Origin of the sequence: Bradyrhizobium sp. YCK136 (genome assembly GCF_044570075.1) — a bacterium.
Lineage (GTDB): Bacteria > Pseudomonadota > Alphaproteobacteria > Rhizobiales > Xanthobacteraceae > Bradyrhizobium > Bradyrhizobium diazoefficiens.
Genome location: NZ_CP172424.1, coordinates 1290149 through 1304316 on the forward strand (window position 1 = coordinate 1290149; position 14168 = coordinate 1304316).

Below are 14168 nucleotides of genomic sequence, written 5' to 3' on the forward strand. Positions count from 1 at the left end.
TCGGGTGTGAATGTGCTGGTGTCAGCTGACAATATCGACCTTACCGTTGTCGATCCGATACAGGGCCCCGACGACTCTCAGCCGGTTCTGCTCGACTGCAGCCTTCAGAATAGGGCCCGTCGATCTGAGTTTGTTGACATTGTCGATCACATTGTTTCGGGTTGCGCGGGCGGATGTGTCGCCGGCCTGCCCTAGAGATGCGTTCACGGCGGGAGCAAGTGCGGTCACCAGGGCTGAAATGTGCCCTGGCGGCGGCTTATCTTGATGGAGCGACTTGATCGTAGCGTCTATCGCGCCGCAATGATCGTGGCCTAGTACGAGGATTAGCGGCGTGTTCAGTACTGCGACCGCATATTCCATACTGGCGAGTGTATCATCATTAGCGAAGTTGCCGGCGACGCGGCAGACAAACAGATCACCTAGCCCGCTGTCGAACACAAATTCGGGCGCCACGCGAGAGTCGGCGCAGCTCAGAACCGCCGCATATGGATTTTGGCCTTCGACCAAAGCCGAACGCTCGCGCCTAAGATCGTCGGCTCGTGATGCACCCTGGACATAACGATCGTTTCCCATCAGCAGCCGCTTCAGGGCAGCATCTGGCGACAGCAGGTTATCTGGCTTGGGCGTGCTTTTTGCTTCCTTCGCATCGGCGATCTTATTGCCGAATCGCAGGAAAACTGTCGAAGCAGCAAACAACAACAGCGAACGGCGCGAACGCGCGGTCCTGGTTAAATGGTACACATTTGGAGAATTGGCTGCATGCATGTGTCGCCTCATCGCACGGCCTTACGCCACCCGGTGGCTTCGGCTTCCGCTTCGCTACAAAACCAGCGTTCGCTACGCTTCTTCGTCATGTCGATTAGTTCGTAGCTGGCTTGCCCTGGCTGGTGATAGATCCGCTCGCCGCTGCGCTCGATAGTGCCTTTTATCAGGCACTCGGGGGTATCAGGCACTCGGGGGACGGCGGTTCCGACAGCAGGACGGATCCGAGCAGTACTTCCTGCGCGTCGATCGGAACCGACCACGCGCCGACGATAATCGTGCCCTTATTGCGGCGAGGCCAGTCCCAGGGAGCGATGAACGCTCCCGACCACAGTCCCGCATGGGCTGTGCTTGCCGCCAACTCATAGACAGCGTGAGATGGAGCAGCCGATAGTGCCCAGCCCGAGCGTACCATCCAGACGTTCACATTCTCGCCTTCGATGAAGCAGTTACCGAGGGCTCGTCTGTACTCATCGACTCTCTGGGTATGACAATCCCAGGTTCGCCCATTTGAATGCTTGATAAGCTCGTCGCGAGCAGCTACGCCGCAGGCCCATTTCCGGCCCTTGGCGTCGAGACAAATCTGGTCCGTCTCAGGAGCTTCGATGCCTGAGAGCCGAACGTTGGTTTTGTCGATCTCGATCGTATTGCCGTCGAGGATGCGCGGAGCACCGCTGAACGTCGCGGCGCAGACCGGAGATGTGACGAGAGCGAGCAATGCGAACATAATTCCGCGGTTCTTCATCCCGACAACAACCTTTCGCTCCTGATCCACGTTTCACGCACGACACGGTGCCGATACATTCGACTGCTTGACAGCGTTACGTCCGTTATTCCGCCGGCATTTCCGACGCGCTTTATGAGGGCTTCGCCGGAACGCGAACCTACGGCCTGACGCTGCGTAAGGATCAAGTGATTTCTTTGGGGCGTGCGGCGCTATTCTTCGAGCATCAGCGGCTCTCTCACTAGGACCGCGCTTTACTCTCTCCACCTGAGGGGAGATCCTCGCGGGCGGCGCCGAACTGGCGATGCTGAACAAACCCGAACCCCGGAACGTTGTCTTTGCAAAAAAAAGTGGCCGACGATGAAGCGCTGGCTCGCGCTGGAGTCAGGCGTGGAGCATCAACCTTGGTCTGGTTGGCGACGGTTTCCATCGGCAAAATGGCCGCTGCCGACGGTTCTGCAATGAAATTTCGCACTTCACACGAAAAGATGTGAAAAAAGATCGGTCTGGCTTTCTCTGACCAATTTAGAAGAAGACGCAATGGAGTTCAGGGTAGACGCCCGCACATAACTTAACCTTCTTACGCCCGGCAAGATGATCGTTGATGTCGACCTGGGCAGGTGGAGCAGAGTTAAACAGGCGTTTTCCATGCTTCGAAATCTGGATCGATGACATGCAGACGAATGGGTGCCAGCTAAGCTAGGGTCGAGCCAGTCTGGTCCTCGACGTTTTCTTGCGTACGGCCCCTGAGCTTCCCGGCCTGCGCGCTCGGAAATGCGCAAGCGCTCAGCGGTATGCCGGGTCGCTACCGGTGAACGTCTCCCGGTAACTTCCTCGCCGGTTTCGTCTCACACCCAGTTCCTGGTGCCTTCGACGTTGCTATACTCACGCACAGTGGTGTCCTCACACCGGCTGGAGTGAAGGCGGGAAAACCACATCTCGCAAGCTCGTGCGCGCCGCTGACACTAGGCGGAACAAACGCAATCGCGCGGCCGACCTTCTTGCGACGGGCCGGACTGCTGCGAGAAAGGCACCCGGACCGTTGCGGAAGCTAACCTGTCTTATTCGTAAGAGGCGCCCGAGAGGCTGGCGAGCGTGGTGTAAAGCGCTGATACGGCGTAGGATTCGGTTGTGAAGCCAACCCCATCACCTCCAACCGCGAACGCCACGCCCGCCATGACCGACGATACGATTCCGCCCTTCTCGTTTCCAGCCATTCACGCCAAGAAAGTCACAGCTGCCTTCGATGGTGGGCGCCTAACCTCGAACGGGGGCGTGATGCTTCTGGCGATGGCCGAGCGGCGTCTCGGCTTGGCCGACAATCTGGCCCGGGTGTTCCCGGATCGGCGCGATCCGACGCGGGTCGTGCACAGCCTTGTCGATATGTTCCGCGCGCGCATGTTCGCGATCTGCTGCGGCTACGAGGACGCCGACGACCTCGATCATCTGCGGTCCGATCCGGCATTCAAGCTGGCCTGCGGACGGCTGCCGGACACGGGCCGCGATCTGTGTTCCCAGCCGACGCTGTCGCGGCTGGAGAATGCTCCGCGCCTGCGCGACGTGATCCGGCTGACCTACATTTTGGTCGACGCATGGATGGATAGCTACCCCACGAGCCGGCATCCGTCACGCTCGACATCGATGATACCTGCGACGTCGTCCACGGCCATCAGCAGCTCTCGCTGTTCAACGCTCATTATGATGAACGCTGCTTTCTGCCGATCCACGTCTACGACACGGAGAAGAGCCGGCCCGTGGCCGTCGTGCTGCGGCCCGGCAAGACGCCGGGCGGCGTCGAGGTGCGTGCCCATCTGCGCCGCCTGGTACGGCATATCCGGACGCGGTGGCACAACACGCAAATTACGTTCCGTGGCGACGGGCACTATGCCCGGCCGGAGGCCATGGCGTGGTGCGAGACCAACGGCATCGACTACATCTTCGGTCTGTCCGGCACCAAGCCTCTCGCCAGAAAAGTCGACGAGGTCGCCGACGACATCCGCACCCGACGCGCCATCGAGAACCTGCCGGTTCTGCGTGGCTATACCGAGACCCGCCACAAGGCAAAGTCCTGGGATCGCGAACGGCGCACCGTCGCCCGTATTGAGGCGACGATGCTCGGCCTCGACATCCGTTTCGTCGTCACCAGCCTCGATGTCGGCTCGGCCGAGTGGATCTACGACAGCCTGTATTGCGCGCGCGGCCAAGCCGAGAATCTGATCAAGCTGCATAAGACACAGCTCGCCTCCGACCGCACCAGCTGCCGTTCGGCGCTCGCCAACCAGGTCCGTCTCGTGCTCCATACGGCCGCTTATTGGCTGATGCTGACCGTGCGCGACGCCATTCCCAAAGCCCGGGAATTGGCCACTGCCGAGTTCGCGACGCTGCGTCTTCGTCTTCTGAAAATCGCTGCCCGTGTGGTCGAGACCACGAGCCGCATTCGCCTTGCGTTCGCCGCGGCATGTCCCGAAGCCGACCTGATCCGCGGCTTGCCCGGCGCGCTGCTGCCGCTCAGTCCTTGACCGGCGGGGCGTCCGCCCCCCGTTCGCCCCACTCCTCCATCGCCTACAAAACAGCTTGATGTAGAACCCGGTGAGAAAAGGCCGGACGGTCACCCACGCCAGCCGCCAGCCCCCGTCAGACGTCAAGAACGACCGTGCTCTCGTGAACAGATCGGGCTAAAACAAAGCAAGTGCCGAGCGCGTATGTCTTGCAGTCGGTCCGAGGCACTGGGCCATGGAGGAACTGCGGCGCGATGTTGCTCTGCGGCAGTTTACTCGGGCCTTCGCTCTCCTAAGTATTCCTCTTCATTTGGCTCGGTGCGTTGGAACCAGGAGCCAGGGGCAAATTTCGCGATGCGCTTGGCAAAGGAGGATTGTGGCTCCCAATCCTGTCCTTCTCTCTTTTCGAAAGTGATGACCCCGTTGTGTGCAAAATAACGTGGTCCTTGGATACTACAATTCACCAAGAGCTGAACGCGCCACACGTCACCCGTCTCGGCCGGTTTGCCATTCCGCTTCGGTAAGTAGTCCACTCCAACTGGTTCAATGATAGTGCAGCGGCCCTGCCGCAGAAGATCGCCGAGCCGGCCTTGCGGGGTGGCCACGAAGTTGAAGTTGGCCGGATCATGCAGAAAGCGAAGATTTGCGTCCCTTTCGCCATCTGCGACTTCACTGGCGATCAGGGAGAGCGCCAGGGCGCGCCAGCCCAATTCCATCGGCTTCGCATAAGTCGACGCAAGTTCAAACGTGCCGTCGAGGGCGATCTTCCAAGTGATAACGTACTGTTCGTCCGATTTGTTGTCCCGGTGTCTGGTCCACGAAACGAAAATAAAGTCGTTTTGGCCAAGTTCAACAACGCCCCACATTTGAGGCACGAACTGTGCCACCTTCGAGACATTGGAGATAATTTGTTCTATCGTCTCACCATCTTGCGCTCGCCAAGTTGACTTCAATCGTTCGACAAGGGGGCTGTCGCTGGCCCGAATATTATTGCTCATGGCAGCCGGCCAGGCGAGGCAGATTAAGAATCCGACCAAGCAAAGCCATAGCGCGGGTCTTCCAGACATTCTCTTCATAACCCTCGGCCTATCGCGTTTCATCCAAACATCTTGTAAAGCAGGCAACCTCGAACCTGCTATGAGCCATCGCAAGAAGTTTACGGGGATGCGACGTGGCACCCGCTGGCTGTCCCGCGCGATCAGGCGCTCCCTGTATGTCATGCGCAGCTAACTTCCCCGACAGCGACTGCGTCAATTGGCTGAGCTGGACCTGCCCAGCAGGAGGAGACTGGGCATGCCGAGGGTCTGCATTCTTCGTGCCAGGCAATAGGCGGAAATTTTCACAGAGTTTGTGTCGCTCTTGTCGACTTTCCGACCTTTGCACGTTTTCGATGTTCCTATTCAGTGTATCCGCCGCAGCTTGTGCATCCTTGTCCCGCACCGGATATTTAGCAGAAGAGTTGAACGCCTCGATGCCGGATGCCTGATGGACGGAAGTGCGTTTGCCGCTATTGAGCTGTGTGGTTCGCTATCGTGCCGCCGGCGTTCGAGCTGCATGATTGCCAGCGGCACCAAGCCGGCTTGATCCCGGCTTTGAAGTCTGGGTGGCACGCAAATCAACCCCTCGCCTCGTATGTTGCTAAATTCCGCCACGTGCCTTGGCCTATTCGCTGCAGATCCTTTAGTTGAGAGAATAGCTGGCTAGCCGAGGTGCTGGGCGAACCTCTGGAAATCGCAAAGCCGCATCGAAAGCATTCTGATAGAAACGTCGGTACTCCCGCCGGAAGGCTGCTTCTGTCCCTTTCATCGATCTGGCGTGCGGCTCCGCCTCAAGGCAGCTCCGGATGCTATCCCGGTATCTGAGAAGGATATGTCTGATTATGACATCTCTGATTAGAGAATGTTTCTGGATGGTGGTAAGTCACAGAGATGCACGGTCATTCGGCTAGCAGATGTCGCAGATTAGCTTGCACATAATCTGAGAGGTTGACGGAAGAGTTCTCGTGCCGATAATCCAAGTCGTCGAGGTTCTCCGGTTCCCATTGATCCGGAGCTAAGAGGGAAGCCGGTGCAAATGCCGGCGCTGCCCCCGCAACTGTAAGTGGCGAGCCGCTGTCCAACGATGTCACTGAAGCCTGCACGGCTTCGGGAAGGCCGGACAGCAGCGATGACCAGCAAGCCAGGAGACCGGCCCCGACAATATATTGGTCCACGGGCGGGGTGTCTCGGTGGTACGCCAAGCAGCCGTCGCACGCGCGACTTCTCCTGCCTGCGTCCGCCATGGCCTTTGTCCCCAACAGGGGTTAACGCGATGTCTCCTCTCTCTCTCCCAGTTGCTACGCTCGGAACGCCACGCATCGGCCCAAGGCGTGAGCTCAAGCTCGCTCTAGAAAGCTACTGGTCTGGAAAGATTAGTGAACAGCAGTTGCACGAAGACGCATCCGGCCTACGCGCAGCGAATTGGGCTCGTCAGAAATCGCTCGGCGTCACGATCATTCCGTCAAACGACTTCTCGCTGTATGATCAGGTGCTTGATACAAGTGTCATGGTTGGCGCCATCCCGGAGATCTACGCCTCGAACGGAGAATCCGTTTCGCTCCAGACGTACTTCGCCATGGCCCGCGGATCGCAATGCGGCGATCAGGATGCGAGTTGCGACCAGAGTACGCGGGGATCTGGCGTGCCCGCGCAGGAAATGACCAAGTGGTTCGATACCAACTACCACTACATGGTTCCCGAGTTTTACCGGGGACAGGCGTTCAGACTGTGCTCTCGCAAACCCGTCGAAGAGTATGAGGAAGCCAGGGCTCTTGGCTTTCAGACCCGCCCTGTCCTGATCGGGCCGGTCACATTTTTAAAGCTCGGCAAGAGTACCGATAGCGCGTTCCAGCCCCTCTCTCTCCTCGATGATCTGATACCTGTCTATATCGAACTTCTGCATGAATTAGCCAAACGAGGGGCAAGTTGGGTTCAGTTTGATGAGCCCTGCCTGGTCCTTGATCTGGATGAGGCGGCGCGACAATCGTTGCTGCACGCCTATAACCGGTTCGCAAAGGAGGGACCCGCTATCAAGATCATGCTTGCGAGCTATTTCGGCGCCCTAGGCGACAATCTGGATACTGCCTTGAGCCTGCCAATTTCCGGTCTGCACGTCGATTTGGTTCGAGCGCCAGAACTATTGGATCAGATCATTGCTGACGGCCGAAGTGATCTCGTCATGTCGCTCGGTGTCATCGACGGCCGCAATGTGTGGCGGTCGAACTTGCCGTCGCTCCGTCAGCGGCTGAAGCCCTCGATTGCGAAGCTTGGCAGGCACCGTGTACAGCTCGCTCCGTCCTGCTCGCTGCTTCACGTGCCGGTCGATGTTGAACTCGAGACCGGGCTCGCGTCCGACGTCAAGAGCTGGCTTGCTTTCTCGGTTCAGAAGATGCGTGAGCTTGCGATCCTGGCGCGGGTACTCGCAGGCGACCAGAATGTTGGGCTAGCTCTTGCCGAGTCGGAATGCGCCGCGACTGCCCGCCGGACCTCGCCGAAGATCCATAATGCCAACGTCGCTGTCCGAATGAGGGCGATCGATCAGACGATGCGCCAGCGCGCCACCCCGTTTGCCCGTCGTTCCGAGATCCAAAGGGAACGCTTTGGACTGCCGGCTTTTCCTACCACGACGATAGGATCGTTTCCGCAGACCACAGCGGTGCGAAATGCTCGCGCGGCGCATGCGCGAGGTGCGATGAGCGAGGAGCAATACGACAGGTTCCTCAAAGAGGAGATAGCCCGCGCCGTACGTTGGCAGGAGGACATCGGTCTTGACGTCCTCGTGCATGGCGAATTCGAGCGTAATGACATGGTGCAGTACTTCAGCGAGCAACTCGCCGGCTTCGCATTTACAAGGAACGGATGGGTTCAGTCCTATGGTTCGCGCTGCGTTAGGCCCCCGATCCTGTTTGGCGATGTAGTGCGGCCGAAGCCGATCACCGTGGAATGGTGGCGCTACGCGCAATCACTAACTGGTAAGCCGATGAAGGCGATGTTGACCGGACCGGTGACGATCCTGAACTGGTCGTTTGTTCGCGATGATATTCCTAGAAGCGAGGTCTGCCGTCAGCTTGCGCTCGCGATGCGCGATGAAGTCCGCGATCTCGAGAATGCCGGTGCAGCCATAATACAGATCGACGAAGCTGCACTCCGCGAAGGATTGCCATTGCGCCGGTCGGACTGGAAGGCATATCTCGATTGGGCCGGAGATTGCTTCCGCCTCTGCTCATCGGGCGTTACCGATCAAACGCAAATCCATACACATATGTGCTACTCAGAGTTTAACGACATCATCGGTGCGATCGCTGCAATGGATGCGGATGTCATTTCAATCGAGACGTCGCGATCGAAAATGGAGCTACTGGATGCGTTCAGGAAGTACGAATATCCAAATCAAATCGGACCGGGCGTGTACGACATTCACTCTCCACGCGTCCCCGAGACGGGCGAAATGAAGGAGCTGATGGTGCTAGCTCGGACGCGTTTGCAGGATTCGCAGCTTTGGGTCAATCCGGACTGCGGCCTAAAAACGCGCAAATGGGAGGAGGTTCGGCCGGCGCTCACCAACATGGTCGCTGCCGCGCGCGAACTGCGCGCAGCATCCGATCCGCAAATCGGTTGATCCCGAGCTCCGGTCTGTTCTCAACAAAGCTAACCCGATCTATTCACGAGAGCACGGTCGTTCTTGACGTCTGACGGGGGCTGGCGGCTGGCGTGGGTGACCGTCCGGCCTTTTCTCACCGGGTTCTACATCAAGCTGTTTTGTAGGCGATGGAGGAGTGGGGCGGGTGAGCGGGCGCAGGCCCGGTCGGTTACGGACCGAGCGGGAGCAGCGCGCCGGGCAAGCCGCGGATCAGGTCGGCTTCGGGACATGCCGCGGCAAACGCAAGGCGAATGCGGCTCGTGGTCTCGACCACACGGGCAGCGAGTTTCAAGAGACGAAGACGCAGCGTCGCGAACTCGGCAGTGGCCAATTCCCGGGCTTTGGGAATGGCGTCGCGCACGGTCAGCATCAGCCAATAAGCGGCCGTATGGAGCACGAGACGGACCTGGTTGGCGAGCGCCGAACGGCAGCTGGTGCGGTCGGAGGCGAGCTGTGTCTTATGCAGCTTGATCAGATTCTCTGCTTGGCCGCGCGCGCAATACAGGCTGTCGTAGATCCACTCGGCCGAGCCGACATCGAGGCTGGTGACGACGAAACGGATGTCGAGGCCGAGCATCGTCGCCTCAATACGGGCGACGGTGCGCCGTTCGCGATCCCAGGACTTTGCCTTGTGGCGGGTCTCGGTATAGCCACGCAGAACCGGCAGGTTCTCGATGGCGCGTCGGGTGCGGATGTCGTCGGCGACCTCGTCGACTTTTCTGGCGAGAGGCTTGGTGCCGGACAGACCGAAGATGTAGTCGATGCCGTTGGTCTCGCACCACGCCATGGCCTCCGGCCGGGCATAGTGCCCGTCGCCACGGAACGTAATTCGCGTGTTGTGCCATCGCGTGCGGATATGCCGTACCAGGCGGCGCAGATGGGCACGCACCTCGACGCCGCCCGGCGTCTTGCCGGGCCGCAGCACGACGGCCACGGGCCGGCTCTTCTCCGTGTCGTAGACGTGGATCGGCAGAAAGCAGCGTTCGTCATAATGAGCGTTGAACAGCGAGAGCTGCTGATGGCCGTGGACGACGTCGCAGGTATCATCGATGTCGAGCGTGACGGATGCCGGCTCGTGGGGGTAGCTATCCATCCATGCGTCGACCAAAATGTAGGTCAGTCGGATCACGTCGCGCAGGCGCGGAGCATTCTCCAGCCGCGACAGCGTCGGCTGGGAACACAGATCCCGGCCCGTGTCCGGTAGGCGACCGCAGGCCAGCTTGAATGCCGGATCGGACCGCAGATGATCGAGGTCGTCGGCGTCCTCGTAGCCGCAGCAGATCGCGAACATGCGCGCGCGGAACATATCGACCAGGCTGTGCACGACCCGCGTCGGATCGCGCCGATCCGGGAACACCCGGGCCAGATTGTCGGCCAAGCCGAGACGCCGCTCGGCCATCGCCAGAAGCATCACGCCCCCGTTCGAGGTTAGGCGCCCACCATCGAAGGCAGCTGTGACTTTCTTGGCGTGAATGGCTGGAAACGAGAAGGGCGGAATCGTATCGTCGGTCATGGCGGGCGTGGCGTTCGCGGTTGGAGGTGATGGGGTTGGCTTCACAACCGAATCCTACGCCGTATCAGCGCTTTACACCACGCTCGCCAGCCTCTCGGGCGCCTCTTACGAATAAGACAGGCTAATTCGGTTGTGGTGATTTGCGCTTTCCACAATATCGAGGCTACCATTGCCGCCGACATGATGCCCGGTCCACTTCGTGGACCGGGGAAGGTACGGTCTCGGAGAAAAGACGGTGACGCGTTGCGCTAGTTTCGTTGGTCGGGGTAGAATTGCCGGCTGCTCGATCACGGCGACAACATTCGCCGAAAATCTGCGACCCATATAAGCAGAAGTGTATTGCAGCTAATCATGCCGTGGTACGCGGCCGTATAGGTTGAGATTTGGAAATTTACGCCGAGATTTGTCGCTCATGGGCACGTTGGCAACGGCCGCGACAGCAATGAGAAAACTAATGCTTGACGGACACCGCAAGGCACTCGGCGCGGATTCGGTCCGCTCGGAGATGCCGTCAGGCTCCCTCATTCGATCCACGAGATAGTTTCAGAAGAGAGGACGGCGAAGGCAGTCCGTACCCCAACTCACACCAATCCATTTGGGATAACGGCGCTATCCGGGCCACATACGCCAATGCGTCGGCCGCACCGCGATTTGCTCTCCGGTATTCGCGTTGATCCATCCGCCGAGGATCCGGCGGCAAGGAAAGACCACCCGGTGAATTGAATTACCCTCGATCACGGCAATCTCCAGATCCTGATCGAAGGGCGGCGCCTTTCCAAGCTGCTCCCATGTCAGATCATTAGATCCTGGCCGGTGTTCATAGCTGCGGGGTGACAAATTCAGATACCTTGTTAACACTGCGCACATCGCTTGGGTTCTGCGCGGACAGGCCGAAGCCGATATCGTTCGGACGACCCGCGTCTCGATCGCGTCAGCCGCGGCGGAGGGATATCGGCTTTGCGCTGTTGTGACGGAACATGATCCGCTCGCGAACTGAAATATTTGGATCTGCGCCAGGAAACGACATCTGAGCTTTGGTCGAATTGATTTGGATCAGCTCAAGGCCTCGGCCATTGATATTTGTAGATGTGCTGCACCAGTTTTACTGGACTGCAGCTCCAGTAATCCGGCCCGGGCAGGGTAAATGGTCCGGCCGTCTGTCATGTCACGTCCTTTGTTGGTGAGACACATCTCCTTGTCCTCCGGCGTCATCGTGTTGGTTGTGTGTGGGTGGCCTTCCTCACGCGCGCATTTAGATGGGCGTAGCTTCGCTCTGAGCGCATAGCAGGGCCGTCCCGCAGGCCGATAAAGTAGATGCCATCGCAAGTCGGCGCAATTTATCATGTGGCCGGTCATTGGCTCGCCGCGCGGCTGCGGCTGCGTCTGGCAGCAGTCCTAGGAACGGCCGCGGGTACCCGGGTATGAAAGCATCATGGGCGTCAAGCATTTCTGTCTGCCGTGCGTCTGACCTTACTAGAAGACCACTTCTATCAGAGGCAGCCGCTGCAGCATTGATGCTTGTCAAAAAGTTGTGCGCGTCCGGGATCGGTGGCTCGTGACCGCTACCAGCCGCAGACGCCTGTCGACATGCTCCGAACTCGCGCTTCAGCGAGCGCCTCGCGTTCTCTGCAACAGACCAGCGCCTTGATTTGAGGCGCAACTCACGCCCATGGCTAAGACAACATTTTCGCCATTGCTCCGTGCACGCCGATGGTCATTGATGCTTCGCCTTTCATTTGGTAGCCTTGCCGGCGCTGATCCTGACCTTGCTCTGGCGCTGAAGTCCTGGACCGGGCTTATCGAAACGTGGGCTAGGACAAGTGTAATGATCGGCTTCTGCAATCGCGTCTTCAGGTGGACCGCCGATGCAAGTTCGGGGTTCTCGGCGTCATTGCCCAGCGATCGCTTGCGCGCGTAGCCCGCCGGCGCATGGCAGAAATCAGCCCGCGATAAGCCTGCACTTGCGGCAGTCGTTCACAAGACTATCGCGGACAGCTCGTAAAGTTCACGGCGGACTTTCGGCCTATCTTCGGAGGATCGGACAGACCTCTTGGGATGCTCCTTGAGGCAAATCAAATACTCCCCGCGCGAATGGCAGAATAGTGGATAAGCAAACCACACGAAGAGAGGGGCATGCCTTCATTTAGCGTCCGGTTTATGAAGATCGTTTGCGACGATGCCGGCGGCGAGCATCGTGCGTGCCAGGCAGCATTTAAGGTCGATGCCGCCTCGCTGAGTGCTGCAGCTCAGCAGGCGGAGACCGATTTCTGCCGGCAAAGGCGAGTCCGCGATTGGACAATCTTCGCCGATGTGTTGGAGCTTCGAACACCGCCTGCATGAGCCAATCCGTCCACATCGCCTTTCGAGCATTCCGTGAGGACGAGCTCTCCTGAGTTAGCAAGGGCGTCGCACTTTCCCCCACGGAAGTTTAAGGTCTTCAACACCGGCCAATGCTCTCAGTTCACGCCCGTGACATTCACCGGCGTCCTCGCCAGTCATGGCATTCATCTGCATGGGCGGCTATGGCGTCGGGCGCGACGACGTGTTCGTCGAGCATGCCTACGACATTGTGTCCGGCGTCCGCGTTTCGATCGGACGAGACTTTGCCCTTTTACAGTGACCGGCGTCCACTTCGAACCTTGGCAGCGGTGCTCCGGATCAGCCTTACTTCCGCCCGCTGCCACTCCGTGCGGTAGCCTTACTGTGGCAAACGTTCCAATTGTACAATTTGCGCTACGCCGCCGGCAGCCGTATATGGAATCCCGAAGGGACGGCAAATACGTTATCCGCCGTGGCGAACCTCAGGGCAGATAGGTTGAATTCGTGGTGTAGAGTACCTATCCGGCAATGGTGTAGAGCGCATCTGACCAGCCGGCCAAAGCGGGATCATCCCAGTGGGTAGAGAACAGACGATCTCGCTGCTAGGAGGTAAGCGTGACCTTGAATTCGTACGATGAGTGGTCGAAATTGAAGGAAGTCGTAGCGGGTACGGCCACCAATTATGCGGCTCACGATCGCGAACTCTCTTTCGATCTATTCTTTTATGACAATCTTAAGATCCGCTCGGAGTGGCCACCTAGATAGACTCTCCGCCTCGTTTGAAGTGGACATTGTCGGGTGCCCTCTCCGTGCGCCGTAAGTCGGGACGTGCACACGCTCACATCTGGCGGCACCATTGTGCACGTGACCGTCTTCCCGTATCAGGACGGGAGCTTTTGAATGTCATTTGATCGTCCAGTGACTTAAAGGCAACTGTTGCTTCGATGACAGCCGATCTACGCTTGTGCAAAAAAGAGCCACCACATGTTCGATATCTATTTGAACCAAAGAAACGATCTTTTGGTCGTGCCGAGAGGCTTTGCGATCCCCGCGGAATTGGGCGGGAATTGGAAACGAAAGAAGCGGGCGGTTCGTTCGATGAGCGATGTCATTCATCAGGATGTACAACGGCGGGCTACTACCGACGTCGTTTGATCTCAAGTCGGTCGAAGTCGGCAGTCAAGACCACCTCACGCTCCTAGTCAACGCAGCTATCTAATGCTGAACCGTTCTTCGGAAGATTCTTGGCGGGATGCAGTCGAAAGCGTTGCTTACCGCGGCGACGGCAGGCGGGTGTCGTGCAATCGGCTTTAGGAGGAAGCTCTCTTTTGAAAAGCGGCTCGCAGCTCTGGAGCTTACCTCAAAATATGTAATATGGGCTTCCTTAAGTCGATGGCGTGCGCGAGTTTTCAGTTGTCGATACTGAAGAGACTTGCCGGCCAGCCGCACGGTCTGGCGAGTATCGAAGTCGTTAAGCAGCATTTGGCTATCTATTGTAGCAGCGGCCCGGAGTGGACGGGTCGTATGAAGCGGACTGCGAGCCGCGCGCCCCAACTCGATGTTTTCGGCCAAAAGCTGATCGAGCGGAAGGCCGGGTGCTGGATTATCACCGAGGAGGGAAGAGAATAGCTTGAGGCGCTCGAAAACTTAGATCGGGGTACTATGCAGGCGCAGG

At 58.6% G+C, this 14168-nt stretch carries 7 protein-coding genes, 1 pseudogene and 1 riboswitch; of the genes and pseudogenes, 4 read left to right on the top strand and 4 right to left on the bottom strand.

Annotated features, from left to right (window positions below):
• Positions 1-21: 21 nt before the first annotated feature.
• Together ACFLEY_RS06095 and ACFLEY_RS06100 are read right to left on the bottom strand one after the other, a co-directional pair.
• A complete protein-coding gene (locus ACFLEY_RS06095; RefSeq protein ID WP_060909077.1) occupies positions 22-765 on the bottom strand; it encodes a carbonic anhydrase in 744 nt (247 codons plus the stop codon).
• Positions 766-928: 163 nt separating this feature from the next.
• The gene (locus ACFLEY_RS06100; RefSeq protein WP_304567152.1) at positions 929-1489 is read right to left on the bottom strand and encodes a thermonuclease family protein; all 561 of its coding nucleotides are present in this window, start codon (positions 1487-1489) and stop codon (positions 929-931) included.
• A 1173-nt stretch (positions 1490-2662) separates the two neighbouring features.
• Between ACFLEY_RS06100 and ACFLEY_RS06105 the strand changes: the two are divergent.
• Positions 2663-4005, top strand: a pseudogene (locus ACFLEY_RS06105) (IS1380-like element ISBdi2 family transposase).
• A 251-nt stretch (positions 4006-4256) separates the two neighbouring features.
• On the opposite strand, the gene ACFLEY_RS06110 reads toward ACFLEY_RS06105, so the two are convergent.
• The gene (locus ACFLEY_RS06110) at positions 4257-4982 is read right to left on the bottom strand and encodes a nodulate formation efficiency C protein (RefSeq protein WP_249163461.1); all 726 of its coding nucleotides are present in this window, start codon (positions 4980-4982) and stop codon (positions 4257-4259) included.
• Between the two features lie 1009 nt (positions 4983-5991).
• Positions 5992-6194: riboswitch (cobalamin riboswitch) on the top strand.
• Positions 6195-6294: 100 nt separating this feature from the next.
• Between ACFLEY_RS06110 and metE the strand changes: the two genes are divergently transcribed.
• The gene (metE, locus tag ACFLEY_RS06115) at positions 6295-8640 is read left to right on the top strand and encodes a 5-methyltetrahydropteroyltriglutamate--homocysteine S-methyltransferase (protein ID WP_060910397.1); all 2346 of its coding nucleotides are present in this window, start codon (positions 6295-6297) and stop codon (positions 8638-8640) included.
• A 190-nt stretch (positions 8641-8830) separates the two neighbouring features.
• Here metE and ACFLEY_RS06120 read toward each other — a convergent pair whose 3' ends face one another.
• Entirely contained in the window at positions 8831-10174 is a 1344-nt protein-coding gene (locus ACFLEY_RS06120) for an IS1380-like element ISBdi2 family transposase (RefSeq protein ID WP_039183842.1), read from the bottom strand.
• Positions 10175-12671: 2497 nt separating this feature from the next.
• Between ACFLEY_RS06120 and ACFLEY_RS06125 the strand changes: the two genes are divergently transcribed.
• Together ACFLEY_RS06125 and ACFLEY_RS06130 are read left to right on the top strand one after the other, a co-directional pair.
• Entirely contained in the window at positions 12672-12794 is a 123-nt protein-coding gene (locus ACFLEY_RS06125) for a hypothetical protein (RefSeq protein ID WP_256379475.1), read from the top strand.
• Positions 12795-13477: 683 nt separating this feature from the next.
• Positions 13478-13648 (top strand): hypothetical protein, encoded by a 171-nt coding sequence (locus tag ACFLEY_RS06130; protein WP_249163462.1) that lies wholly within the window; start codon positions 13478-13480, stop codon positions 13646-13648.
• The last annotated feature ends 520 nt before the right edge of the window (positions 13649-14168 follow it).

Coding starts and splice junctions, on each gene's coding strand:
- ACFLEY_RS06125 (WP_256379475.1), top strand. CDS start 12,672: ATGGCATTCATCTGCATGGGCGGCTATGGCGTCGGGCGCGACGACGTG.
- ACFLEY_RS06095 (WP_060909077.1), bottom strand. CDS start 765: ATGCATGCAGCCAATTCTCCAAATGTGTACCATTTAACCAGGACCGCG.
- ACFLEY_RS06120 (WP_039183842.1), bottom strand. CDS start 10,174: ATGACCGACGATACGATTCCGCCCTTCTCGTTTCCAGCCATTCACGCC.
- ACFLEY_RS06110 (WP_249163461.1), bottom strand. CDS start 4,982: ATGAGCAATAATATTCGGGCCAGCGACAGCCCCCTTGTCGAACGATTG.
- ACFLEY_RS06130 (WP_249163462.1), top strand. CDS start 13,478: ATGTTCGATATCTATTTGAACCAAAGAAACGATCTTTTGGTCGTGCCG.
- ACFLEY_RS06100 (WP_304567152.1), bottom strand. CDS start 1,489: ATGTTCGCATTGCTCGCTCTCGTCACATCTCCGGTCTGCGCCGCGACG.
- metE (WP_060910397.1), top strand. CDS start 6,295: ATGTCTCCTCTCTCTCTCCCAGTTGCTACGCTCGGAACGCCACGCATC.